This is a genomic window from Rothia sp. HMSC065C03 (assembly GCF_001837295.1).
In the GTDB taxonomy this organism is placed as follows: Bacteria; Actinomycetota; Actinomycetes; order Actinomycetales; family Micrococcaceae; genus Rothia.
In genome coordinates this window covers 78,476-103,683 of record NZ_KV832006.1, presented here as the reverse complement: position 1 = coordinate 103,683, position 25,208 = coordinate 78,476, and the positions used below count along the sequence as shown (strand labels likewise).

Here is a 25,208-nt window from a genome sequence, read left to right as displayed (position 1 = left end):
GCCCGAAGCGAAGCGAGGGCGGGTTCCCTGCGACGGCGCGGAGGAAATATACGAAGCACCGCCTCCAGAGCAAACACAAGTCGGCAGAGGAGCACCACCCCTCCACAAACCAAGGAAATAAAAAGTTAAACACAAAAGCCCCGATTCCGAAGAATCAGGGCTTCATTTGTGCGCGATACTGGGATCGAACCAGTGACCTCTTCCGTGTCAGGGAAGCGCGCTACCGCTGCGCCAATCGCGCTCACAAAACAGTTGTTTTGTTGCGAGGTGAGGACGGGATTCGAACCCGCGTACACGGCTTTGCAGGCCGCTGCCTAACCACTCGACCACCTCACCGCATACGCTCCGCAAGGGAACGCGTTCGAACTCTTGGAGTCCTTACGAGCGGTTGACGAGACTTGAACTCGCGACATCCACCTTGGCAAGGTGGTGCTCTACCAACTGAGCTACAACCGCATATCAGCGTATTCAATTTGAATCATTCCGATGGAGTTTTTCGCTCCGTCGTGCTGACAGGTAAATACTATACGGGGTTTTTGAGTGTTTGCCAAATCCTTTGCGAAACACCTCGTATTCCGCGTGTTTCCGGGGTAAAACGGGGTATTTTGTCTCTATTTTGGGACATGTTGGCAAAATTTATTTTCATGGTTCCAGTCACATTTTCGGGTTTTTGGTATGGATACGATTCTGGTTGAGGTGAGGTCCGGGAGCGCGTTGCCCACAAAAAAAATTTCGCCGGGGCATGAAAAAGAGGGGTGGGGAGCCACAATTGGTTCCCCGCCCCTCCCCTATGAGATCCGCGCCTGCGATTTTTTAGAGTTCTTCGAAGAAGAGCCGTTCGTAGACCTTGCGGGCATTGCGGGTTTGGCGCAGGTAGTCCTCTTCGAGGGCGCGCGCGCTGCCGGCGGGGTATCCGCACCAGCGGGCGATTGCTTCCAGGTCGGCACGACCCGAGGGCAGGGTGTCGGATTGGCGCACGCCGCGTAGCACGTTGCCGCCGCGGATCTTGGTGGCGAGCAGCCAGGCGCCGCTGAGGATTTCCGCGTCGGCAGCATCAACCAGTCTCGCTTCGACCGCCGCATCCAGCGCCTTCAACGTGGAGGTGGTGCGCAGCCCCGGCACGGCGTGTGCGTGGCGCAGCTGCACGAGCTGGACCAGCCATTCCACGTCGGAGAGTCCGCCGCGGCCGAGCTTGAGCTGTCGGGTGCGGTCGGCACCGTGAGGCATGCGTTCATTTTCAACACGCGCCTTCATGCGGCGAATCTGCTGCACCTGCTCGGGCGTGAAGGTTGCCGGGTAGCGGTACGGGTCGATGAGCTCCACGAAAGCCTCGCCGAGCTCCTCGTCGCCTGCGATGGGGCGGGCGCGGGTGAGCGCCTGGAACTCCCAGGTTTCCGCCCAGCGTTCGTAGTAGGAGCGGTAGGAGTCCAGGGAGCGCACGATGGCGCCCTGCTTGCCTTCGGGGCGCAGGTCGGCGTCTACTTCGAGGGGGCGCTCGGCGCGAATCGGGGGCTTGACGGGCTGCTTAAGCAGGGCGAGGGTGCGGTTGACAATGCGTGCCGCCTGTTCCTGCGCGGCGTCCTCGTCTGCGCCGTCGAGGGGTTCGTGGACGAACATGACGTCCGCGTCGGAGCCGAAGCCATTCTCGGCGCCGCCCAGGCGGCCCATGCCGATGACGGCGATGCGGGTGAGTAGCTTCTCTCCCGTTGCTTCCTCAGCCTCCGTACCCTCGGCACCTTCCGGTGCCGCCTGGAGCTCGCGCAGGGCAATCTGCAGCGCCGCACCGATCGTGCACTCGTCAATGGCGGCTAGACCGGCGCAGGTGTCTTCAATATCGACAATGCCCAGGGTCCATCCCATAGCGGTGCGCAGGGTTTCGCGGCGGCGCAGGTAGCGCACGGCGCGCATCGCCTCCGCGGCGTCCTCATGGCGTGCCAGCAGCGAAGAAACCTCGGAGGCGAGCGCCTCCTCCCCCAGCGGCTTGAGGTCGGCAACCTTGTCCAGCCAGGCGATAGATGCGGAGGCGTCCTCCAGCAGGTCGGTCATGGGGCGCGAGCTAGAGAGCAGCTGGCTCAGGCGCTCAGCGGCGGCCGGCGAGTCGCGGAGCATGCGCAGGTACCAGCTGGTGCTACCGAGCGATTCGGAGACGATGCGGAAGCCGAGCAGACCGGCGTCCGCGTCCACGCCGCGGGCGAACCAGCCCAGCAGCACGGGCATGAGGTGACGCTGAATGTCTGCACTGCGGGAAAGGCCCGTGGTGAGTGCCTTGATGTGGCGCATGGCGCCGCGCGGGTCGCGGTAGCCGAGGGCGGCAAGACGGTCCTGTGCGGCCTGTTCGCTGAGCACCACTTCGTCGCGGCTGAGCGTGGAGACGGCGGCAAGTAGCGGGCGGAAGAAAATCCGCTCGTGCAGTGAACGGACGTTCCGTTTAATTTTCTGCCACGCCTTGAGCATCTGCTCGGCAGAGAGCGTGCCATTGCGTTCCGGGGAGAGGATCGAGCGGGCGAGGGCGCGCTGTTCGGCGTCCTTCTCGGGCATCAGGTGGGTGCGGCGCAACTGCTGCAGCTGGATGCGGTGCTCCAGCACGCGTAGCTTCTTGTAGTCGCGGCTGAACGCCTCGGCGTCGGTGCGGCTGATGTAGCTGACTGCGGTCAGTGCCGCCAGCGAGTCCACGGTGGATTTGGTGCGCACGGCGGGGTCGGTTCGACCATGCACAAGCTGAAGCAACTGCACGGTGAACTCGATATCGCGCAGGCCGCCCGGGCCCAGCTTAATCTGACGGTCCACCTGGTGCGAAGGGATATTGTCGGTCACGCGGGCGCGCATCGCTTGCACGGATTCTACGAAGGATTCACGGGCGGCGGACTCCCACACGAAGGGGTCAATGGCGCGGGCGTAGCGGGCACCCAGTTGTGCCGAACCGGCGATGGGGCGAGCCTTGAGCAGCGCTTGGAACTCCCAGTTTTCGGCCCAGCGCTTGTAGTACTGCACGTAGGATTCAACAGTGCGAACCAGCGGGCCGTCTTTGCCCTCGGGGCGCAGGTTCGCGTCGACCTCCCAGAGGGCGGGTTCGGGTGCGGGGCCCATGATGGCGCGGGTGAGAGCGTGCACGAGCTCCGTGCCGATGGTGGAACATTCGTTCTCGGTGAGATTGAACGGGGCACTCTCCCCCTCTGTCCCGGCATGAGGCGCGGCGCCAGCGGCGACGGCGGGTTCCACGGGCGCAACCACGTACACTACGTCAACGTCAGAGATATAGTTCAGCTCGCGGGCACCGCACTTACCCATGCCGATAATCGCCAAGTCCAGGGCATCTACGGCTTCGCCTCGGCGAGGAGCCGCCAGGCCGGGACCCAGCCCCTCCGCCACTTCGGTGCGCGCAATGGCGAGCGCACCCTCCAGCGCGGCGGCAGCCAAATCGGCGAGGTGACGACCGATGGTGGGCATCATTTCGACCGGGTCTTCACAGCATACGTCGAGCAGGGCGATGCGCGCCAGGGCGGCACGGTAGGCAACGCGCAGGGTCACGTAGCCGTCTTTGCCGGTCTGCTCGGCGGCAGCGCGCGGACGCTCCGCGTGGGGGTCGGCACCGAGGGCTGTGAGGATGTCGCGGCGGTAGGGGGTGTCCAGCGGTGCGATGGGGGTCAGGAATTCCCCGTCGGTTTCCGGCAGAATCGACGCCGGGTGCTGGGAGCGAATCAGCGCGCTCTCAGCCGGGTACACCTGCGTGTCGAAGAGCGGGTCAATGTGCTCGGGGCGACGGTAGAGAAAATCGCCAATCGCCTGGGATGCGCCGAGCAGGCGGTACATGCCGAATTCTTCTTCGCCGCGGTTGGCGCGTTCGGCAACCGCCGGGTGCTTCTCGATGAGGCGCACGAGGGCGGGCAGGGCAATATCCGGTGAGGGCGCGAGGCGCAGCCCGGCAAAGAGCGCATCCTGCGAGACGTGCTTCAGTTCGGGCGCGTTGAGCCAGCGTTCCGCTTTGGACGGGTCGTGGAAGCCGGTGGCAATCATGCGGGTGCGCAGGCGTAGCTGAGCTTTGCGTTCGGCTTCAGCGCGTTGCTCGTCGTCGAGTGCGTCGGGGGCGATATCGGTGAGCGGTTTGGGTTCTTTGGCGGGGTCGATAATGCGGATGAGCCCGGTGACCGGGTAGTGAGAGCTGTCAGTCATAGCGTGAGAACCGTGGGTAGAGAACTGTGGGTGGAGAGTAGATCCGGGGTGGAAAGTATAAATTTCGCCAGCAAAAATCGGCGGCAAAAATCGGCGGTGAACGGTGCAGCCGATAGGTGCATTTGATAGACCTGTGGGCGGTACCCGCCGGCGTGTTACCGGTAGCGGGTACCGCCCTGAGGCTGTCAGCGCTCACTCATCCTATGAGGTGGTGAGAGGATCCAGCCGTTAGAGGATTCCGAGGTTGTGCTTGAGCTCGTACGGGGTCACCTGAGCCTGGTACTGGTCCCAGTCGGCGCGCTTATTGCGCAGGAACTGCTCGAAGACCTGCTCGCCCAGAACCTCCGCCATGAACTCGGATTCTTCGGTGATATTGATGGCTTCACGCAGCGACGCGGGCAGCGGGTTGTAGCCCATGGCGCGGCGTTCGGCGTTGGTCATGGCGGCGAGGTCTTCGGTCACGGCGGGCATGAGCGGGTACTCGTTTTCGATACCCTTCAGACCGGCGGCGAGAATCACCGCGTAGGCGAGGTACGGGTTCGATGCCGAGTCCAGGCCACGGTACTCGATACGGGCAGACTGCATCTTGTTCGGCTTGTACAGGGGCACACGCACGAGGGCGGAGCGGTTGTTGTGGCCCCAGGAGACGTAGGAGGGTGCCTCGCCGCCGCCCCAGAGGCGCTTGTAGGAGTTGATGAACTGGTTGGTGACCGCGGTGAATTCGGGGGCGTGCTTGAGCACACCGGCAATGAAGTGGCGTGCGGTCTTGGACAGCTGGTATTCGGCACCGGCTTCGAAGAATGCGTTGGTGTCGCCTTCGAAGAGGGAGAAGTGGGTGTGCATGCCGCTGCCGGCGTACTTGGTGAAGGGCTTGGGCATGAAGGTTGCGTACATGCCGAGCGAGTAGGCGACTTCCTTGATGACTGTGCGGAAGGTCATGACGTTATCGGCGGTCTGCAGGGCGTCGGCGTGGCGCAGGTCGATTTCGTTCTGGCCGGGGCCGGTTTCGTGGTGGCTGAATTCGACGGAGATGCCGACTTCTTCGAGCATGGTCACTGCCTTGCGGCGGAAGTCCTGCACGATGCCGCCGGGGGTGTGGTCGAAGTAGGATTCGTAGTCCACGGGCACAGGGAATCCGTCGGCGCCGAGCTTGGAGGATTCGAGCAGGTAGAACTCAATTTCGGGCGAGGTGTAGCAGGTGAAGCCCATCTCCGCGGCCTTGTTGAGCACGCGCTTGAGCACGCCGCGGGTGTCGGAGGCGCTAATCTCGCCGTCGGGGGTGAGCACGTCACAGAACATGCGGGAGGTGTAGTCTTCCTCGCCACGCCAGGGCAGGATCTGGAATGTGGAGGGGTCCGGCTGCAGCAACATGTCGGATTCGTAGATGCGGGAGAAACCCTCAATCGAGGAGCCGTCAAAGCCCAGGCCTTCGTCGAAGGCGCTTTCTACTTCAGCCGGTGCGAGCGCAACGGATTTGAGGGTGCCGACCACGTCGGTGAACCAGAGGCGGATGAAGCGGATGTCGCGCTCTTCGATGGTGCGCAGTACGAATTCCTGTTGGCGGTCCATGAGTTGCCCTCTCGGTGCGGGCGCGCATCCGCGTGGTACCCGTCTGCGGGTGGCGGAGGCGCGCTAAATTTGCTGCCGAGGTGAAGAAGACCCTGTTGCGGAAGGTCCTGCATGTCCTGTGGGATTCCAGAGGATTCCATGGGGTTGCGGCGGGTTGTGTACCAGCGGTGCTGGCGCCTCCTTGCCCCGGCGTGTGTCCTGTTGTTATCTAGCCTATCGGGTTCTGCCCTGTGGCGGGTGGGGGGGAGGTTTCGTTTGTGTAAATTCTCGTTCCTGTGCCGCGGTAGCTCAGATTCTGGGCGGTACCGGGGCCGCTCCCCCGCTTTCTGCGGTGCGGGTTATGTTCAGATACCTAGCATATGGTTGTGTTCAGATACCTGGCAGATGACGGTTCGCGGGGCGTGGTCGGGGTCGCCTTGCGATAATGGGGGTATGCTACATTCCGTTCTTCTCTCATCAGCTTCACAGGCGCTGCCCGCGCAGGTGGAGCCCGCACAGATTCCTCTAGCGGCAAGCACACTGGTTGCTGCTGACCCCACCGGGCTTGAGTGGCTGCTACTTGTTGCCGCCCCCATTGTTTTCTTGGTGTTGTATCTGGTCTGCCTTTTTGCGGTTGCGGTCTTTGGCCCGACAGTCATGAAGAATAACAAGACCGGTGGTGCGACCTACCTGCTGGACCGCCCCTCCCGAGTGGCGTTTAGGGTTCGCACTTTGGCGTTGTGGGCGCTGGTTGGTGCGTTTGTGGAGTTCATCTGGACCGGTTATACGGGCCGTTTGGGGTCGAGCGCGGCTATTCCGGTCATTATTTTTAGTTGGTCGTGGAAGTACGCTTTCTTCTTCTTGCCGCTTCAGATATTTCGTGCCTGGTATGTTCACGCAAGCCGCGGCAAGTATGATGCGCTGTCGGCTGAGGGTGCTCAGCGCCGTGAGAAGCTGAACCGTAAGAGCGCTTACGAGGTGTCGAAGATGATGCAGCGTAACCCGCAGCAGTTCGCCATGAATAAGGAGCTGCATACGCTGGCGCGCGGCCAGAAGATTGCGGGCGTGCGTCCGTTCCAGCACCTTGACGAAGCGGGCAAGAAGCGCCGCACGAACTATACGGTGGAGCTGGCTGTGGCGCTCATGCAGGCGCGTGCCATGAACCCCGGCAAGCTTCCGTCGGAGGCGTTCGGTGAGAGCATCCTGGGTATGGGCGTTGGCATTACGTCTGATCGGGCGGTGGAGCAGACCTGGTTGACTCTGTGCACGGAGCGTGTCAACGCGCCGGATGCGCCGAACTACCCGGATTCGCTGTATCCGGTGGCGGCTCGTTTTTCGCTGTTTACCACGATGTCGCTGTTGCAGCCGGTGATGGGCCGCCCCTATTCGCCGTTTACTGCGCCGGATGCGCGCCGTTTCGTGCCCCGTGATTTCTCGGCGGATACTGTGCTGTTGAAGACTGAGGAGCTGGGCAAGAAGGCTTTGGCGCAGAGCGCTATTTTCCATCAGATTCATGAGCGTCTTCTGCCGTTGCATCGGCAGCAGCCCCAGCTGGTGGATGGCCGCGCGCTGGCGTATTGCGGTGCCCTGCTGGTAAGCGTGGCGAAGGCGGAGGCGGAAAGCCAGCGTCTGACGAGCCAGGTTCTGGCGGCGGCAGCTTCGGAGCGCGGCATTCTCTCCTACGGTCTGTTCTCGCAGATTTCTGAGGATTATCAGCGCGTTCAGCGTCTGCTGAATCTGATGGTGAAGGCGACTAATGATGTTCAGCGTTTCATCAAGGCTGTGGAGGGCCTGGTGCAGATGCATTCGGGTCCGGTTCAGCCTTCCGGCATTGCGTACGAGAAGGCGCAGATGGAGTACATCGCTGCCCTTCTGGACGTTATTGTCTTCTCCTCGCACGCCCCGCTTGCCGGTTCCATCCAGGCGTCCTATGCTCTGCTGAAGGCGGACTACGAGGCGTTCACGTTCAACACTTCGGATGAGCTGAGCCGCAGCTACTGGCTGCAGTACTCGAAGAACGCGGTGAGCGCCTGCGATACGGGTCTGTCTCAGGGTTATGAGGGTTTCTTCGGCTCTGATGATGCGGCGCGTAAGGCGTGGGAGTCCTACGCGGAGGACGTCGTGCAGGAAGTCTGCACCTACTCGGTCACCCAGATCTACTGGGATGCCCTGGTGCAGCAGGCGCTCATTCAGCGCGATTTGCCGAGTGAGTTTAGTGATGCTTCTTCCGCTGTTCCGGAGCTGATGAATAAGAACGCTGCTGCGTCGTTCCCAACCTATTACATCAATCTCATCTGGAACTAGGTGTAGTTCCCCCGTGGTGAGCGGTGCGCCAGGTTGGAGCCGTGCAGGGTTAGAATAGTCAGCATGACTACTGAGCGTTCTTCCGAGATCTCTTCACCCTACGCGGCACAGCCTGCCGCTACCTCCGCGACTGCTTCTGCTCCCTCCGGCGTGCAGAAGCCTTTTGACCTTGATACCGTCAAGAAGGTGCGCACCGTTCACCTGGCGCAGGCTAAGGCGACCGGGCAGAAGTTCTCCATGCTGACCTGCTATGACGCTCTGACCGCGCAGGTCTTTGACCGCGCCGGCATCGACATGCTGCTGGTGGGCGATTCTGCGGCAAACGTGGTGCTCGGTTACGAGTCGACCCTGACCATTACCCTGGATGAGATGATTCCGATGGTTGCGGCGGTTTCTCGCGGTGCATCCCGCGCCATGGTGGTTGCCGATTTGCCGTTTGGTTCTTATGAGCAGTCGCCGCAGCAGGCGGTTGCGAGCGCGGTTCGCCTCATGAAGGAGGGCGGCGCGCACGCGGTCAAGATTGAGGCGGATGCGTCGATGACCGAGTGGGTTCGTGCCCTGGTGCGTACCGGTATTCCGGTGGTGGCGCATGTTGGTTTCACCCCGCAATCGGAGCATGCCCTGGGTGGTTTCCGTGTGCAGGGTCGCGGCGAGGCTGCCGAGCGTGTTCGTGAGGATGCGGTGGCTCTGGCTGAGGCTGGTGCGTTCTGCGTGCTCATGGAGATGGTGACTACCGAGACCGCACGCCGCGTAGATGAGGCGGTCGGAGCGGTGCCGACTATCGGTATCGGCGCGTCGAACGTGACGACCGGTCAAGTGCTGGTCTGGCAGGACATGATGGGTGTTCGTTCCGGTCGTGTTCCGCGCTTCGTGAAGCAGTTCGCGCAGGTCGGTCAGGTCATGGAGGACGCAGCGCGCGCCTACCGTGAGCAGGTTCGTTCGGGTGAGTTCCCGGCGGCTGAGCACACCTTTGAGTAGGCTTGAGGTTTAGACGGTAGCTTTAGACAAAGCGAAGACCCCCGTATCCGGTGTTCCGGGTGCGGGGGTCTTTGTGTCTCAAGCATTTTGTGCCTATCGAGCGGTGTGCGCCTTGAGCGTGGCTGAGGGCGTTGGGCAAGGCTGAGGGTGCTGGGTCTTTAGAGCCAGCCGCCGTCCTTCTCCCAGGCGTCGTTGCGTTCGCGGGCGCGATCCATGGCATGTGCCGCCTCCTCGTAGGTTTTGAAGGGGCCCCACAGGGAGGTGACGGCGCTCTGCTGGCCGCGTTCAACCTCGCCGGTTTTGAGGTTGTACCAGTACTCTTCGGGGTGCGGGCTGGTGGATTCAGTCGCGGAGTTCAGGGTCTTTTCAACCGCCGATTCGATGGCTTCGCTCAGGCGGTGCTTGTGGTGGCTCATGGTTCTCCTTCGACGGTGAGGGGTTGGTGTTTCTAGCTTCTCACGCGCGTAGGTTCGTGGCAATGAGGCGGGCGGAGCTTCTCACGGCGTTTCCCCTCCGCGGTCTTCTGCCTCTGCCTTCCACTCCGGCTTTCCGCCCGCGTAGTTTTGCCGCTAGCGTGCATGAAATTTTATTCACAATCTGGGAAAAAGGTACGGCTTGTGTATCCGCCGCTTTTTAGCGCCTGCGCTAGGGACACAACCCGCCCACGCCCGGTAAGATGAAACTATGTCTTCAACCAAAACGAATACTTCGCATAATCTTCCCGCAGAGCCCGGTCGTGCACCTGTCGGTTGCCTGACCCCCGGACGCGTCAGCCCGATGCGCCCGGTCCCCTCGCACATTGTTCGCCCCGAGTACGTGGGTAAGCCCACCGCCAACGAGGGTAACGACTCGAACATGTACACCCCCGAGGAAGTTGAGCGAGTTCGCGCAGCCGGCAAGATTGCGGCAGGCGCCATCGTTGAAGCATCCAAGATTTGCGTACCCGGCACCACCACCGACGAGATTGACGTGCTGGTCCACGAGTACATTTGCGACCACGGCGCGTACCCCTCCACCGTGGATTACCGCGGCTACCCGAAGTCCGTGTGCACCTCCCTGAACGAGGTCATCTGCCACGGTATTCCGGACACCACTGTGCTGGAGGACGGCGACATCCTCAACCTGGACGTCACCGCATACCTGGACGGCATGCACGGCGACACCAACAAGACCCTGCTCATCGGCAACGTGGACGAAGAATCCCGCCTGCTGGTCGAGCGCACCGAGGAGTCCCTCAACCGCGCGATTAAGGCTGTGAAGCCCGGCCGCCAGATTAACGTGATTGGTCGCGTCATTGAGAAGTATGCGGCTCGCTTCGGTTACGGCGTGGTCCGCGACTACACCGGCCACGGTGTGGGTCGTGAGTTCCACTCGGGCCTCATCATCCCCCACTACGATGCGGCACCCGCCTACGACACCGAGATTCGCGAGGGCATGATTTTCACCATCGAGCCCATGCTGACCCTCGGCACCATCGAATGGGACCTGTGGGATGACGACTGGACCGTGGTCACCCGCGACCGCAAGCGCACCGCACAGTTCGAGCACACCCTCGTGGTGACCGCTGACGGCGCGGACATCCTCACCCTCCCCTAAGTTGCCTTAGGCATCTAAGTTTTACGGCAGATTTGCCGGACTATCCATTCAATATCACTCGATACCACAGACATATTCCTCTGCGAGAGCGGAGGGAAGAAAGGGAATCATGGCTAACTACGCTGAGCCCAGCCTCATCAACGACCTGCCCGCCCCCACCCCCAAGGACCTGCAGATTGGTGTGGACATTGGAGGCACCGGCATTAAGGGCGGCATCGTCGACCTGCGCACCGGCAACCTCGTCTCGGATCGTTTCCGCATCGACACCCCCAAGCCCGCAACCCCCGAGGCTGTGGCAGAGGTTGTGCAGCGCGTTGTGAACGAGCTGCAGAGCCGCGACCTGGCACCGGACCCCGACTCTGCTGTCGGCATCGACTTCCCCGCAGTCGTGAAGAACGGCATGGTCTTCTCCGCAGCGAACGTGGACGACTCCTGGATTAACACCGACCTGGAGCAGGTCATGAGCGAGGCACTGGGCGGCCGCACCGTCTACGGCCTCAACGACGCTGACGCAGCCGGTCTGGCTGAGGCAACCTACGGTCAGGGTCGCGACCGCGACGGCCTGATTGCTGTCATCACCCTGGGCACCGGCATCGGTTCCGCGCTGATTAACGACGGCGTGCTGATTCCGAACACCGAGCTGGGCCACCTGGAGATTGACGGCCACAACGCTGAGTCTCAGGCTTCCGCTCGCGCCCGCGAGGTGCACGAGCTGTCCTGGAAGAAGTACGGTAAGCGCCTGTACCGCTACTTCGACCACGTGCAGATGCTCTTCTCCCCCGACCTGTTCATCATCGGCGGCGGCATCTCCAAGAACCCCGAGAAGTTCATGCCGTACTTCGAGGACCACATCCGCACCCCCATGGTCATGGCAACCCTGCGCAACAACGCGGGTATCGTGGGCGCGGCACTGTGGGCTGGCGGCATGCTGAATGAGCGTAAGCGCCGCGGCGAAGCATAAGAGGCTTCCTGCTGTCCGCCTCGGATAGAACTTCACAGATAGAGCTTCACAGATACACGAAGGGACCGCCTTCCGAATCATTCGGAAGGCGGTCCCTTCTGTATGCCGCCGCTCATGTTGCGGCAACCGGTTTAGCTAGTTACTGTACTAGCCATTTACTGGGCGATGCGGTCCTCACGCAGACGCGCAATCGCCTCCTCAAAGTCTTCAAGGTTTTCAAACGCCTGGTACACGCTCGCAAAACGCAGGTAGGCGACCGCGTCCAGCTTCGACAGCGGCTCCAGGATGGTCAGGCCCACCTCGTGCGCGTTAATCTCCGCCAGACCGCGGGCACGAATCAGCTCCTCAACCTCCTGGGCGAGCTTCGCCAAATCGTCCTCACCCACGGGGCGGCCCTGGCATGCCTTACGCACGCCCGCGGCAATCTTCGAACGGTCGAAGGGCTCGGTCACGCCGGAACGCTTAATCACCGAAATGGTGGTGGTTTCAACGGTCGTGAAGCGGCGAGCGCAGGAGGTGCACTGGCGGCGACGGCGAATTGCGGCGCCGTCATCGGTGGTGCGGGAATCCACCACGCGCGAGTCGGTGTGCTTGCAATAGGGGCAGTACATTCGTTTCTCCTTGGCTGGGCGTTAGGGGCGCCCGCGTATACAGCGCTCAAGAATATTTATACCTATTCTACCGTGATATACAGCGGATGCACCGTATGGTGTGAGTGAATATACGCTCAGGGTGGACTCTGCTATGCAGAATCCACCCTGTCATTCCCCTCAGCGGGGCGTGTTGTTAGCGTCGAATGCAGCTCGGACCGAAAATCGTCTTGATTTCGCCGAAAAGGCTCGGGTTCGGTTCCACACGCACACTCGCGTCCAGCAGCACCAGCTGCTCCTTATCGCGGGTACGGATGAGCATGCGCACATCCGCGGTGCCCTTGTGGTCGCGCAGGGTCTCCTTCAGCTCCTTCAGGTTCGCCTCGGTCACCAGGTACTCGGGAACCACGATGGTGATGGGTGCGGCGCGGCCGTCATCGCTGATTTCCAGGATTTGCAGTTCCTGGGCGCTCATGTTCACGCTGCCGTCGTCGCGGCGCTGCACGCGGCCACGAATCGAGCAGATGAGGTCGTCCGCCAGAGCGGCGCCCATCGTCTCGTAGGCGCGGGAGAAGAACATGACCGTGATGGTTGCGCCCGAGGGGTCTTCCAGTTCCACGGAGGCATACTGGTTACCGCTGGACTTGGCGATACGGCGCGAAACGCCGGTGAGCATGCCCGCGATGGTGACGGTTTCGCCGTCGCGCACGTGCGAGTCCTCGCTGATGATGTCGTGCACCGAGTGCGAGGCGGCATCCGAGAGGGCGCGCTCCAGGCCACGCAGCGGGTGATCCGAAACGTACAGGCCCAGCATGTCACGCTCAAAGTTCAGCTTCTCGCGGCGGTCCCAGTCGGGTACGTCCGGGATGGTCACGGTCAGTTCGTCGCCGAGGGCGTCGTCCATGCCGAGGGAGCCGAAGAGGTCGAACTGGCCCGCCGCCTCCTTACGCTTGACCGCCACCGCCGCGTCCACTGCCGCCTCGTGGATGAGGGACAGGGAACGGCGCGTATGACCCAGGTCGTCGAAAGCGCCCGCCTTAATGAGCGACTCGATGGTGCGCTTATTGCACACCTGCAGCGGCACCTTCTTCAGGAAGTCGTTGAAGGACTCGTAGCGGCCCTTCTCCTCGCGGGCGGCAATCATGCCCTCAACCACGTTCGCGCCCACGTTACGAATCGCGCCCATACCGAAGCGGATATCGTCACCAACAGGGGCGAACGTCAGGGTGGACTCGTTCACATCCGGTGCGAGCACGGTAATGCCCATGGCACGGCACTCGTTCAGGTACAGCGCGAGCTTGTCCTTGTTATCACCCACACTGGTCAGCAGAGCAGCCATGTACTCCTGCGGGAAGTGCGCCTTCAGGTACGCCGTCCAGTACGACACCAGACCGTACGCAGCCGTGTGCGCCTTGTTGAACGCGTAGTCCGAGAACGGTAGCAGAATATCCCAGAGCGCCTTAACAGCGCCCTCAGAGTAGCCGTTAGAAATCATGCCGTCGTGGAAGGTAGCGTACTGCTTATCCAGCTCCGCCTTCTTCTTCTTACCCATCGCACGGCGCAGCAAGTCTGCCTCACCCAGAGTGTAGTTCGCGACCTTCTGAGCAATCGCCATAACCTGCTCCTGATACACGATCAGGCCGTAGGTGGTGTCCAGAATGTCCTTCAGCGGCTCTTCCAGCTCGGGGTGGATCGGCTCGATCTCCTGCTTACCGTTCTTACGCAGAGCGTAGTTGGTGTGCGAGTTCGCGCCCATCGGGCCCGGACGGTACAGCGCCAACACTGCCGAAATGTGCTCGAACTCCTCGGGCTCCATGAGCTTGAGCAACGAGCGCATCGGGCCGCCATCGAGCTGGAACACGCCGAGGGTATCGCCGCGCGCCAGCAGACGGTACGATTCCGGGTCGTCCAGTGAGAGGGATTCAAGGTCCAGGTCAATGCCACGGTTCGACTTAATGTTCTCCACAGCATCGGAGATGATGGTGAGGTTACGTAGACCCAAGAAGTCCATCTTGATCAGGCCCAGGCCCTCACAGGTGGGGTAATCGAACTGGGTGATGACCTGGCCGTCGGCTTCGCGGCGCATCACGGGGATCACGTCCACGAGGTCCTTGCTGGACATAATCACGCCCGCAGCGTGCACGCCCCACTGACGTTTCAGACCCTCCAGGCCCTTCGCGGTTTCAAAAACCTGGCCGTAGATCTTATCGACCGGGTCCTCAATGAGGGCGCGCAAATCTGCCGCCTCGGCGTAACGCTTATCCTCTTCGTTGTACACGTTCGCCAGGGCAATGTTCTTACCCATGACGTCCGGCGGCATCGCCTTGGTGAGGCGCTCACCGACCGAGTACGGCTGGTCCATCACTCGGGAGGCATCCTTGAGCGCCTGCTTCGCCTTAATGGTGCCGAAGGTGACGATCTGCGCGACCTTCTCTTCACCGTACTTTTCGGTCACGTAGTCGATGACTTCGCCGCGGCGACGATCGTCAAAGTCCACATCGAAGTCGGGCATGGAGACGCGGTCGGGGTTGAGGAATCGCTCGAAGATCAGGTCGTGGTCGAGCGGGTTCAGGTCGGTAATACGCATCGCGTACGCGACCATGGAGCCTGCACCGGAACCACGGCCGGGGCCCACGCGAATACCGTTGCGCTTAGCCCAGTTGATAAAGTCGGCGACCACGAGGAAGTAGCCGGGGAAGCCCATGGAGGTAATAACCCCCACCTCGTACTCTGCCTGCTTGCGCACGGTGTCGGGAACGCCCTGCGGGAAGCGGTAGTGCAGGCCCTTCTCGACCTCCTTCACGAACCAAGATTCCTCGTTTTCGCCCTCGGGCACGGGGAAGTTCGGCATGTAGTTCGCCTTGGTATTGAACTCCACGTTGCAGCGTTCAGCGATTTCGAGGGTGTTCTCGCACGCGCCGGGAATGTCGCCGAACAGGGCGTACATTTCTTCAGCCGAGCGCAGGTAGAAGTTATCCGCGTCGAACTTGAAGCGTTTGGGGTCGGTGAGGGTCGAGCCGGACTGCACGCACAGCAGCGCCGCGTGGGCGGTGTGGTCTTCCTGGCGGGTGTAGTGTAGGTCGTTGGTGGCGACGAAGGGCAGGTTCAGCTTCTTGGCGAGGCGGTGCAGATCCTCCTGGACGTTGCGTTCAATGTCCAGGCCGTGGTCCATGACCTCGCAGTAGAAGTTATCTTTGCCGAAAATATCGCGGAATTCGCTCGCCGCCTGGACTGCTTCGTCGAACTGGCCCAGGCGCAGGCGCGTCTGAACCTCACCGGAGGGGCAGCCGGTGGTGGCAATCAGGCCCTTCGAGTAGGTCTGCAGCACCTCGCGGTCCATACGCGGCTTGTACAGCTGACCTTCCAGCGACGCAATCGAGGAGGCACGGAACAGGTTGTGCATGCCCTCGGTGGTTTCAGCCCACATGGTCATGTGGGTGTACGCGCCACCACCGGAGACGTCATCACGGGAGCCGTCGCCCCAGCGCACACGCGAACGGTCGGTGCGGTGCGTGCCGGGGGTCAGGTACGCCTCCACACCAATGATGGGCTTGATGTCGTGCGCTTTAGCCTGGCGCCAGAAGTCGAAGGCACCAAAGAGGAAGCCGTGGTCACTGGTCGCCATGGACTTCATGCCGAGTTCTTTAGCGTGGGTGAACAGGTCACCCAGGCGCGCGGCACCGTCGAGCATGGAGTACTCGGTGTGCACGTGCAGGTGCGTAAATTCTTTGGTTGCCACGGGAATCTCCTGGAGGTGTGGGCTGGAGGATGGGCGGTGAATGTGAAGCTGTGTGCGGCGGCCCGCGGGCGGCTATAAATAGCCGGCTGTCTAGCCGAGCTGAACCTTACCCTCGCGCAGAGCAGTCAGCGCGTAGGACAGGTCGAGCGGGTACTCGCTGGTGAAGGTCACGCGCTCACCGGTGCCGGGGTGGTCGAAGCCCAGGCGGTGCGCGTGCAACCACTGGCGGGTCAGACCCAGTTCGGCGCTAAAGCGCGGGTCGGCGCCGTAGGTCAGGTCGCCACAGCAGGGGTGGCGCAGCGCGGAGAAGTGCACACGAATCTGGTGGGTGCGTCCGGTTTCTAGGTGCACCTCCACCAGGGATGCGGGGCCGAAGGCTTCGAGCACGTCGTAGTGGGTGATGGAGTTGCGTCCGTCTTCGACCACGGCGAACTTCCATTCGTTGCCGGGGTGGCGGCCGATGGGTGCGTCGATGGTGCCACGCAGCGGGTCGGGCAGGCCCTGCACGAGGGTGTGGTAGACCTTGTCCACAGTGCGTTCCTTGAAGGCTCGCTTGAGTTCGGTGTAGGCGCGTTCGCTGCGGGCTACGACCATCAGGCCGCTGGTGCCCACGTCCAGGCGGTGCACAATGCCCTGGCGTTCTGCCGCGCCGGAGGTAGCAACCGAAATGCCCTCGCCCATGAGCGCGGAGATGACGGTGGGACCGTGCCAGCCGGGTGAGGGGTGTGCCGCCACGCCTGCGGGCTTGTCCACCACAACGATGTCCTCGTCCAGGTGCACGATGCGGAAGCCATCCACCTTCTCGGGGCGGATGTCCGCCAGATCGCGCGGTGCGGGTGCATCCACGACGACCTCGTCCCCTGCGGACAGCTTGTAGGACTTGCCGATTTTCACGGTCTTGCCGTTGTTGGTCACGGTCACGTGGCCGTCACGAATCCACCCGGAGGTGCGGGTGCGCGGCGCGTCGAGGGCACCGGCGAGTGCGGCGTCCAGGCGCATACCGGCGAGCGCGCCTTCAACGGTGAATTCGGCGCGGATGCGTGCCGTATCTTCGGCGGCGTTGGTGGTTTCGCTCATGCGGCTCTCCTTCGGGTGGTGTTTGCTTAGGTTGTCTGTGCGAGGGGTTGTCTGTGTGAGAACGGCTATATAGGCACGTGTAATGGCGATGTAGCCGGACAGGAAGCTACTTGGCGCTCTTTTTGTCGGTGCTCTTATCTTCAGCCTGCACGCGGGTGCCGTTGAGGTTCAGGCCCTTGAAGTTCAGCAACACGATGAACGCCATGCACACGCAGATTGCGGAGTCTGCAATATTGAAAATCGCGAAGTTCGGTACGGAAATAAAGTCGACCACGTGACCGGAACCGAAGCCGGGCTCACGGAAGAGACGGTCAAAAAGGTTGCCGCAGATACCGCCGAGCAGACCGCCCAGCGCGAGGGTCCAGGACAGGGCGCGGGTGCGGCGCAGCAGGTACAGCACCACGGCTGCGGCGGCAACCATGACGAGGGTGAAGACCCAGGTGACGTTCTCACCCATGCTGAATGCGGCACCGGAGTTACGGATCGAGTACCACCACAGCAGCCCGTCAATAACGGTGATGCGCTCCCCCAACTGCATCTGGGTGACGACCAGGTATTTGGTGCCCTGGTCGATAGCGAACACGACGGCGGCAAGCACGAGCGCGAGGATGCCCGCAGAGCGAGCCGAGAGGATGCGCACGCGGCGTCCGTCAGCCTTTGTAGCGGTGTGTGAGACTGAGGATTCAGCAGTCTTGGGGGTGTTGGTCATAGCTCTCCTCTAGTCTGTGCCGGTTACTGCGCGCCCGAACGCAAACCGGGTGCGGTACCGTTCGATAGTGCCCCTCTAGCTTAGCAAATCGGGGTAAGGCATCGAGTATTCGGTGGTGATGTGGCGGGGGCTCTCCCCCGCTTCTCACGCTGGGTTATTGCACCGTGCCGGGCGGGTATGAGAATACCGCCCGGTTCTCTCAATCTTCCCCGGTGAATAGCGGTGGAAGAGAAAGAATCCGGGCGGCATACGCCTCAAAGCGTCGTTAGCTTATTTAGGCGAACTGTTTTATGCGGAAGCCTCGATGGACTTGAGGTTCTTCAGCTCCTGAACCTGTGCGTCCAGGTGCTGCAGCAGCTTGGAGCGGTAGCGGCTCTCGAAGCCGCGCAGAGCCTCAACAGCGATCTCCAGCTCTTCCTTCTCGTCGGTGAGGCGAGAGAGAATCTCTTCGCGCTGCTGCTGAGCTTCGCTCACCATAGCGTCTGCCTTCTTCTCTGCTTCTTCGAGCAGCTCAGCCTTAGCCTTCTCGCCCTGTGCCACGTAGTCGTCGTGAACCTTCTGAGCCATGGCGAGCAGTGCCGCCGCATCCTGAGGTGCCGCAGCCGGTGCCGCCGAGGACTGTGCGGGTGCTGCAGCCGCTGCGGGAGAATCGGGTGCGTTTGCGGAGAGCTGCTCAACCTGGCGCTCCAGGGCGTCACGCTCGGAGTAGAGTGCACGCAGTTCGACAACGAGCTCGTCCAGGAAGTCGTCGACCTCGTTGCGGTCGTAACCGGACTCTTCGGTCACGATTTTGAAGCTCTTAGTGATCAGGTCTTCGGGGGTGATTGCCATGGGCTTCTCCTCTGGGTATCCCTACGGGGTTTGGTGGTGATGTTGAGTGCCGCGGATTCACCAGCCAGATAGGGCGTGGCCCCAATATTTCAGGGTCCCGATGGTTCAGGGCATGGCTATGCCGCGATGCAGTCGTTGGCACCAATTCTACTATTCTTTGGTTTCTGTGCCCGGTTATACGTCGGTTGAAGCGTAAAATATTCGCTCTGCGCAAGGGTGGGATTCACCACGTCTAATATCCGCCCTAGTCCCCGCTATCCCTCTTGTATTTTCTGCCCTGCAGTGCATTTTGAGAAGGTTTTCAAGGAGGCATTTTGACGCTCCCCGGACGCAGAAAACCCCGCCGGCGCTCCACCCCATGAGGGGTGTCAAGCGTAGGCGGGGCTCAAAATCTAGCTCTCTAGCCTCCCGGTCAGTAGGTCGACCGAACGGGCGGTTTAGGAGAACGCCGCGGTTGCCCGCATCATGATGCTCAGCAGGAAAGACAGCAGAACAATCAGGATCAGGAAGCCGGTGTCCAACGCAACGTTACCCACGCGCACCGGCGGGATCAGGCGGCGCAGCTGGTTCATCGGCCAGTCAGTCACCGCGTACACGCCGCTGGCGAACAGCAACACAATGCCCTTGGGGCGCCATTCCGGAGCGAACATGCGCACCCAGTCAAAGAGCATGCGCAGTAGCATGGAGACGTAGAGAACGTACAGAATAATCGTAATGAGGGCGAAAATATAACCCATCTATCAGTCCTTAGCCCTGGTCGAAGGGGAATTCGCCGTCGGTCTCAAAGCCGGTGGGAACCTCGGAGTTAGCCACGCCCAGAACCTCCAGGTTGGAGGGGGTCAGCAGGAACACCTTAGCGGTGACGCGCTCAATGCGGCCCTCCAGCGCGAATGCCAGACCGGATGCGAAGTCCACCAGGCGCTTTGCGTCTGCGTCAGGCATTTCTTCCACGTTCATAATCACGGGGATGTTCTCGCGGAATGCCTCACCAATGATCTTTGCGTCATTGTAGGAGCGGGGGTGGATAGTGGTGATACGACGCAATTCGTCCTCTTCTTCCTCGTAACCGTAGGTGTATCCGTTGGTTTCTTCGGGCGCGTAGCCCTGTTCGTAGTAGCCGTCGTTGGAGTACGTATCGGCGTACTGCTCGGTGTATTCGGTATTCGGCACCGGGGTGTCCTCCCAATTGTCTGCGCTGGCGTCGTCCCAAGTCTGTTCGGTTTCCGCCAGATCAGCTGTGGTTTCAGGTGTATGAGCGGTGGCGTGTGCCGCTGCATCTACGGCTGCTCGTCCGTCGGCAGGTTCTTCTGCGTCCAGATACTCGGTTTCTGTACCGTCATCGTAGCTATCAGCCTGCAGGTACTCTTCCTGTTCAGTATAGGCGGGTTCGTCCTGCAGATGGTAGGTTTCGCTCTGCGACTCGGCATCGCTGTACTGTGCCGAGCCGGGCAGTGCTGAGAGCCTGTTGGCGCTATCGGTCTTCTGTGCTGTAGCAGCCTGCCCTGCGGAGGCGTTCGCCTCCTTGCGGGTGTCAGCCTGCACAGCCTGCGGGGATTCTTCCGACGTCGCCTCGGCGTCCTGGTATCGTTCCAGGCCGAGGAAACCCGCCAGACGGCTTTGCTTCGCCATGATTCTCTCGCTGTTCTTTGCTTGTGGTGTACAGGGTCTGCCGTGGTGCTTCGTCAGAAGGTGTGTGCGTGACGGTACGTCATGCACCGGCATGTATATATTACCAGCGCCCACCCCGCGCGGGCGGTCAGGGCACCGATGATTATGCCGCCGCCAGCAGACCCATCAGCTGAAAAGACTAACGGCTAAAGGGCCTAGAGCGCCGGGCGCTTACCCATGATGTCGCTACCCACGCGCACGCAGGTCGAGCCCCAGCGCACCGCCGCTTCCAGGTCGCCGCTCATGCCGGCGGAAATCTCGGTCGCGTGCGGCACCTGCTCACGCACCAGCGAGGCCAAACCATAGAGCTTCTCAAACGCCGCATCCGGGTTCATGCCCAGCGGTGCCACCGCCATCACGCCACCGCAGCGCAGGTGCTCGTGATTCTCGATGCGCTCCACCAGCTCCAGCAGCTCGGAGGCGCTCGTACCGCCGCGCGCGCCCTCGGCGGCGTGGCCAGCCGTCGCGACCTCCGCCAGGGACACCTGCACCAGACAGGTCAGCGCACCCTGCTCCGCCGCCGCGGGTGCGGGCGCCTCCCCCGCCTCAAAGCGGGAGAGCTGGTTTGCGTACGCCTTCGCCAGCGCATCCGCCAGGGAGGGGCGGTCCACCGAATGCACACTGGAGGCGTACTTGACCACAGACTTCGCTTTGTTCGTCTGCAGCTGACCGATAAACGCCCAATGCGGGGGCTGCACCTCACGCTGAGCACAGTATGCGGCAAGCTCGCGAGCCTTCGCGCTCGCCTCCTGGTCGCGGTTCTCACCGAAGAGGGACACTCCCCCATCCAGCAGCGCCGCCGCATCGGAGGCGGGGAAGAACTTCGTAACCGTCACCAGCTGCACCGGGGCGCTCGCCTCGGTACGCACGGCGCTGTGGTCCTGCTCCGCGGTGCGGATACGCTCAAGCACGCGGCGGTAGTTCTGCAGCAGCTGCTCGGCGCGTTCGGGAGTGTACTGCAGGTTCTCTTCTACGTTCATTTCAGACATCTTCTCTTCTTCAGCGGCTCTATCTTTAGCGGCCCTATCTTTAGCAGCTCTAGGCGGCAGGCTCTGCCGCCTTCTCAATCCACACCAGACCCGCGATACGGCCCGGCTTCTCACCGCGGTTCGTGAACCCGCGATGCGAATACACTTCGGGCTCCTCAAACGTGCACTGCGCACAGTCCATGCTCACCTGCACACCCGCCTCCTCCAGCACGGCGCGAGCGCCGGCGGGCAGATCCAAGCCGGGGGTCTGCTGACTGGTCACCGAATGCACCTGCGGAATCAGTTCGGTGGACTCGGTGCGCATCGCCTCGGGCACCTCGTAACAGCTACCGCAGATGCTCGGACCCAGCCAGGCGGTAATTTTCTCCGCGCCGAGCTGACGCATCCGCTGCACGGTCTGCTGGAGCACGCCGTCAAGCAGGCCGCGGCGGCCAGCGTGAGCCACCGCCAGGATCGGTTGCCAGTTCGCGACCCGCTCACCCACCAGCACCACGGGAATGCAGTCCGCCACCATAATCGCCAGGGGCACGCCCTCACTGCTAATCGCCGCATCGGCGACCGGGGAGTTCTCCAGCACCGCGCGGGCACGCTCAACCGTACGCTCCTGCGGCGCACCGGGCGCGTAGGATTCCACCGCATAGTCTTCCGGGTAGGCAATCTGCACGCCGTGCACCTGGTTCAGGTAGAAGAACGGCTCGGTACCCAGCGCCTCCTCCAGGGCGGCACGGTGGTTGAGGGTGCGCACCAGGGAGGCGTCCATACCGCCGCCGAGCTCATCGTCCACGTGCAAGCCCAGGTTGCCCGCCGCGCGGGAGGTGAAACCCACCCGCACACGCCAGGGGCCCAGGGTGCGGGTATCGGCAGAGGCAAGCAGCGAAGTTTTGGGGTTATCGCTCATCTTCTATTCCTTCATCAGATGTCAGCGGGTATAACGGCGGGTATAGCAAAGGGGAGCCGAGAACAGCACAATGTGCGTGTTTCTCAGCTCCCCTATAGCTTCATAAGACTCTCAGCCGTGCAACGCTTAGGCGTTCACAGCCGGGCAGACTACTTCAGGAAGTCAGGGACGTCCAGGGTGTCGCGGCGAGCCGGAGCTTCCTCCACAACCGGGGGAAGGTCAACGTCGAAGCCAGCAGCGCCGGTGGAAGCCGGAGCAGCAGCGGGTGCGTTGTAGCCGTAGCCGTTAGCAGCCGGAGCAGCCGCAGCGGTGGAACCGCCGAAGGATGCCTGGGTGCGCTGAGCCTGAGTAGCCGCAGCAGTGGAAGCGTTGGAGTTGGTCTCCGGGTTCACTGCGTCGAAGCCAGCAGCAATCACGGTCACGCGAGCCTCATCGCCCAGTGCGTCGTCAATAACCGCACCGAAGATGATGTTTGCGTCGGGGTGAGCAACTTCCTGAACCAGGCGTGCAGCCTCGTTAATCTCGAACAGACCCAGGTCGGAGCCACCCTGAATGGACAGCAGAACGCCGTGTGCACCGTCGATGGATGCTTCCAGCAGCGGCGAAGCGATAGCCAGCTCAGCTGCCTTCACGGCACGGTCCTCACCGGATGCCGAGCCGATACCCATCAGAGCCGAACCAGCACCCTGCATGACGGACTTAACGTCAGCGAAGTCAAGGTTGATCAGGCCGGGGGTGGTGATCAGGTCGGTAATGCCCTGCACACCAGAAAGCAGAACCTGGTCAGCGGACTTGAATGCGTCCAGCATGGAGACGTTGCGATCCGAAATCGACAGCAGTCGGTCGTTCGGAATAACGATCAGGGTATCAACCTCATCGCGCAGAGCAGCGATACCGGTCTCAGCCTGGTTGGAGCGGCGACGGCCTTCGAAGGTGAAGGGGCGGGTCACCACACCAATGGTCAGAGCGCCGAGGGAGCGGGCAATACGTGCCACGACGGGTGCGCCACCGGTACCGGTGCCACCACCCTCACCTGCGGTCACAAAGACCATGTCTGCGCCCTTGAGGACTTCCTCAATTTCCTGCGCGTGATCCTCGGCTGCCTGACGGCCAACCTCGGGGTTTGCGCCCGCGCCAAGACCGCGGGTCAGCTCACGACCAACGTCCAGCTTAACGTCTGCATCGGACATCAGCAGAGCCTGAGCGTCAGTGTTGATAGCAATGAACTCAACGCCGCGCAGACCAACCTCAATCATGCGGTTGACTGCGTTGACGCCACCGCCGCCGATACCAACGACCTTGATGACTGCCAAGTAGTTCTGGGGAGTTCCAGCGTCCATGTATTCCTCGATTGTTCCGTGTTCCAGCTTCGGAAGACCCGCAGCTTAATCTAAGCCTGAAGGTTTCCTCTAAAGAATGACTTTATCTGCTAGGATACCAAACTGTTTTTGTCGGTTCCTAGTCACACAGCGCAATTACCCCCTCTTTTTGCGGATTTCACACAAAAAGGGAGGATAAAGCGCCTGATTGGTTCCCCTAACGGGTCACCGGTACGCGCGGGGCAGACACGTCATAGACGGTCACCTTCTGCGTTTGTGCCTCGGAGGAGGTCTCCTCCTGAGCACGCTTAGCAATAGCCTGGCGCAGGGAGAGAAGAACCTTAGCCTTCAATTCGCTCTCTTCAGCGGTTCCCCACTGCACCGTAGTATTATCCCTCAAGGTTAGAGTGATACTTGAGGTTGAGGTAGCGCTGGCTTCCTTAACCTGAGCTAGAAGTTCAGAGGGCATCGCCGAAAGCGCCGTAGAAATGGTGCGGAATTCAGCCGAAGTCTGCGGGTCATCACCGCTGAAACGAACCAGCGGCACCGAGGTATCGGGCTGAGTTGCCGACTCCAGCAGGCTCACACCATCACTATCAACAGTATGGTACGTATCGCCCTGCTTCACAACCGCAACCGCGGTACGCTCCTTCAGAGTCACCACCAGCTCATGCGGCGGGCGGCTCTCCACCTGCACGCTACGAATCACGTTATCCTGCCCGATCAGCTCACGCACCTTCTTCTCGTCGATGCGAGTGAGCGGAACACCGCGCAGGGGCTCCAGCTTCTGCTCCACCTGAGTGGTCTCCAGTAGGGATGCACCGCGCACCGTAATCTTCTGAGTCGCCAACAGGGGCGAGAAGAAGACCAGCACCACGTACAGCACCGCAATAATAGCCAGCGCCGAAGCAGTGTACAGCAGCTTACGGGCACGGGTCAGAGGCGCACGCTCCTTACGGGGGCGTTCCTCAGCACGCAGACCGTCCAGACCCGGATCCTGACGCAGACGCTCACGCTGAGCCTGACGGCTCGCACGCTCGCGTTCCTTCTCAATCTCCGCGGCACGCTGCTGCTCACGCTCGGCACGCCAACGACCAAAACGGCTCGTGGGGCGAGGCTCTTCAACAGCCTTCTCCCCCGCCTTATCAGTGCTCTTATCGGCGCTTTCCTCAGTCTTCTGGGCGGCAGGCTCTTCGCGAGATTCAGCAGAACCGGCAGATGCCTTACCGGAGGCGGACGCAGACTTCTTGCTGGCGCCCTTATCGCTGTCCTTGCCGGCGCTCTTCTCAGCCTGCGCGGACGCAGGCTGAGCAGAGGCACCCTTGGTGGATGAAGTCTTCGACGAAGAATCCTCAAACGCCTCAACGTCAAACAGCTCGGGCGCGTGCTCAACCTCAGACACGGTGCGACCGGTCATCAGAGCCGAACGCACCGAATCCTTCAGAGACTGCGCCGAAGAATGCACCGCCGCAGCACTCTTCTGAGCCGAAGAATCAGCACCGTTCTGGGCGTGCGACTTATGCACCACCGGCTTACGCGGCGCATGGCGAACAGGGCTCGAAGACTGAGTAGCGGCTGCCTGGGCCGAGCCCTCGGAAGCGGTCGCCTTGGCGGGCTTCACCGCCTCCGCAGACTTCGTAGCCTCCGCAGCCTTGGTCGTCTTTGCCACCTGAGACTGGGCAGACTCAGCCTGCGCGGATTCGGCATGCTTAGCCTCAACCTGCGCATTCTCAGCTACCTGCTGGGCGCGCAAACGAGCACGCGAACGCGGAGCCTTCGGCGCGCGCGAGGAGGAATGCCCCTCCGAAGAGAGACCAGAACTCATCGGCAC

General features: G+C 61.8%; 17 protein-coding genes, 3 tRNA genes and 1 pseudogene. 4 read left to right on the top strand and 17 right to left on the bottom strand.

Annotated elements, in window-relative coordinates; all coding sequences use genetic code 11:
* Nucleotides 1–169 precede the first annotated feature (169 nt).
* The 5 genes from HMPREF2605_RS06195 to glnA form a co-directional block, all read right to left on the bottom strand.
* Nucleotides 170–241, bottom strand: a tRNA-Val gene (locus tag HMPREF2605_RS06195).
* Nucleotides 242–265: 24 nt separating this feature from the next.
* Nucleotides 266–336 (bottom strand) — tRNA-Cys (locus HMPREF2605_RS06190).
* Nucleotides 337–383: 47 nt separating this feature from the next.
* A tRNA-Gly gene (locus HMPREF2605_RS06185) sits at nucleotides 384–456 on the bottom strand.
* A gap of 357 nt (nucleotides 457–813) precedes the next feature.
* The gene (locus HMPREF2605_RS06180; RefSeq protein WP_210401040.1) at nucleotides 814–4,170 is read right to left on the bottom strand and encodes a bifunctional [glutamine synthetase] adenylyltransferase/[glutamine synthetase]-adenylyl-L-tyrosine phosphorylase; all 3,357 of its coding nucleotides are present in this window, start codon (nucleotides 4,168–4,170) and stop codon (nucleotides 814–816) included.
* Nucleotides 4,171–4,398: 228 nt separating this feature from the next.
* Nucleotides 4,399–5,739 carry a type I glutamate--ammonia ligase gene (gene glnA / locus HMPREF2605_RS06175; protein ID WP_012903787.1) on the bottom strand — a complete coding sequence of 447 codons (1,341 nt, stop codon included), beginning with the start codon at nucleotides 5,737–5,739 and terminating at the stop codon, nucleotides 4,399–4,401.
* Nucleotides 5,740–6,171: 432 nt separating this feature from the next.
* On the opposite strand from glnA, the gene HMPREF2605_RS06170 reads away from it, so the two are divergent.
* A complete protein-coding gene (locus HMPREF2605_RS06170) occupies nucleotides 6,172–8,022 on the top strand; it encodes a geranylgeranyl pyrophosphate synthase (protein ID WP_070847404.1) in 1,851 nt (616 codons plus the stop codon).
* A 63-nt stretch (nucleotides 8,023–8,085) separates the two neighbouring features.
* Complete coding sequence (gene panB, locus HMPREF2605_RS06165; protein ID WP_070847402.1) at nucleotides 8,086–9,000, top strand: 3-methyl-2-oxobutanoate hydroxymethyltransferase; 915 nt, start codon at nucleotides 8,086–8,088, stop codon at nucleotides 8,998–9,000.
* Between the two features lie 158 nt (nucleotides 9,001–9,158).
* Here the strand turns inward: panB and HMPREF2605_RS06160 are convergent, their stop codons facing one another.
* On the bottom strand, nucleotides 9,159–9,416 hold the full coding sequence (locus tag HMPREF2605_RS06160; RefSeq protein WP_083309910.1) for a hypothetical protein: 258 nt from the start codon (nucleotides 9,414–9,416) through the stop codon (nucleotides 9,159–9,161).
* Between the two features lie 268 nt (nucleotides 9,417–9,684).
* Here HMPREF2605_RS06160 and map point away from each other — a divergent pair, with 268 nt between their 5' ends.
* Nucleotides 9,685–10,596, top strand: coding sequence for a type I methionyl aminopeptidase (gene map, locus HMPREF2605_RS06155; RefSeq protein ID WP_049354871.1), 912 nt, complete (start codon nucleotides 9,685–9,687; stop codon nucleotides 10,594–10,596).
* A gap of 109 nt (nucleotides 10,597–10,705) precedes the next feature.
* Nucleotides 10,706–11,557: a polyphosphate--glucose phosphotransferase gene (gene ppgK / locus HMPREF2605_RS06150; RefSeq protein WP_049326903.1), complete on the top strand. Its 852-nt coding sequence runs from the start codon at nucleotides 10,706–10,708 to the stop codon at nucleotides 11,555–11,557.
* Between the two features lie 155 nt (nucleotides 11,558–11,712).
* On the opposite strand, the gene nrdR is transcribed toward ppgK, so the two are convergent.
* The 11 genes and pseudogenes from nrdR to HMPREF2605_RS06095 all read right to left on the bottom strand — a co-directional run bounded on the left by nrdR (nucleotide 11,713) and on the right by HMPREF2605_RS06095 (nucleotide 25,202).
* Nucleotides 11,713–12,168, bottom strand: coding sequence for a transcriptional regulator NrdR (nrdR, locus tag HMPREF2605_RS06145; protein WP_005506525.1), 456 nt, complete (start codon nucleotides 12,166–12,168; stop codon nucleotides 11,713–11,715).
* A 175-nt stretch (nucleotides 12,169–12,343) separates the two neighbouring features.
* Nucleotides 12,344–15,886 carry a DNA polymerase III subunit alpha gene (dnaE, locus tag HMPREF2605_RS06140; protein WP_070847400.1) on the bottom strand — a complete coding sequence of 1,181 codons (3,543 nt, stop codon included), beginning with the start codon at nucleotides 15,884–15,886 and terminating at the stop codon, nucleotides 12,344–12,346.
* Between the two features lie 90 nt (nucleotides 15,887–15,976).
* Nucleotides 15,977–16,963, bottom strand: a complete 987-nt coding sequence (locus HMPREF2605_RS06135) for an RluA family pseudouridine synthase (protein ID WP_005506532.1) — start codon at nucleotides 16,961–16,963, stop codon at nucleotides 15,977–15,979.
* A gap of 106 nt (nucleotides 16,964–17,069) precedes the next feature.
* The gene (gene lspA, locus HMPREF2605_RS06130) at nucleotides 17,070–17,672 is read right to left on the bottom strand and encodes a signal peptidase II (RefSeq protein WP_141762285.1); all 603 of its coding nucleotides are present in this window, start codon (nucleotides 17,670–17,672) and stop codon (nucleotides 17,070–17,072) included.
* Between the two features lie 288 nt (nucleotides 17,673–17,960).
* Nucleotides 17,961–18,503 carry a DivIVA domain-containing protein gene (locus tag HMPREF2605_RS06125; RefSeq protein ID WP_070847399.1) on the bottom strand — a complete coding sequence of 181 codons (543 nt, stop codon included), beginning with the start codon at nucleotides 18,501–18,503 and terminating at the stop codon, nucleotides 17,961–17,963.
* 437 nt (nucleotides 18,504–18,940) lie between these two features.
* On the bottom strand, nucleotides 18,941–19,240 hold the full coding sequence (locus tag HMPREF2605_RS06120) for a YggT family protein (RefSeq protein WP_070847397.1): 300 nt from the start codon (nucleotides 19,238–19,240) through the stop codon (nucleotides 18,941–18,943).
* Between the two features lie 10 nt (nucleotides 19,241–19,250).
* Nucleotides 19,251–19,562, bottom strand: a pseudogene (locus HMPREF2605_RS09640) (cell division protein SepF); the annotation flags it as partial.
* 764 nt (nucleotides 19,563–20,326) lie between these two features.
* Nucleotides 20,327–21,160 carry a YggS family pyridoxal phosphate-dependent enzyme gene (locus HMPREF2605_RS06110; RefSeq protein WP_070634441.1) on the bottom strand — a complete coding sequence of 278 codons (834 nt, stop codon included), beginning with the start codon at nucleotides 21,158–21,160 and terminating at the stop codon, nucleotides 20,327–20,329.
* 49 nt (nucleotides 21,161–21,209) lie between these two features.
* On the bottom strand, nucleotides 21,210–22,058 hold the full coding sequence (locus tag HMPREF2605_RS06105) for a purine nucleoside phosphorylase YfiH/LACC1 family protein (RefSeq protein WP_049340724.1): 849 nt from the start codon (nucleotides 22,056–22,058) through the stop codon (nucleotides 21,210–21,212).
* 149 nt (nucleotides 22,059–22,207) lie between these two features.
* Nucleotides 22,208–23,398, bottom strand: coding sequence for a cell division protein FtsZ (gene ftsZ / locus HMPREF2605_RS06100; protein WP_005507755.1), 1,191 nt, complete (start codon nucleotides 23,396–23,398; stop codon nucleotides 22,208–22,210).
* A gap of 196 nt (nucleotides 23,399–23,594) precedes the next feature.
* Nucleotides 23,595–25,202, bottom strand: coding sequence for a cell division protein FtsQ/DivIB (locus HMPREF2605_RS06095; RefSeq protein ID WP_246828174.1), 1,608 nt, complete (start codon nucleotides 25,200–25,202; stop codon nucleotides 23,595–23,597).
* Nucleotides 25,203–25,208 lie beyond the last annotated feature (6 nt).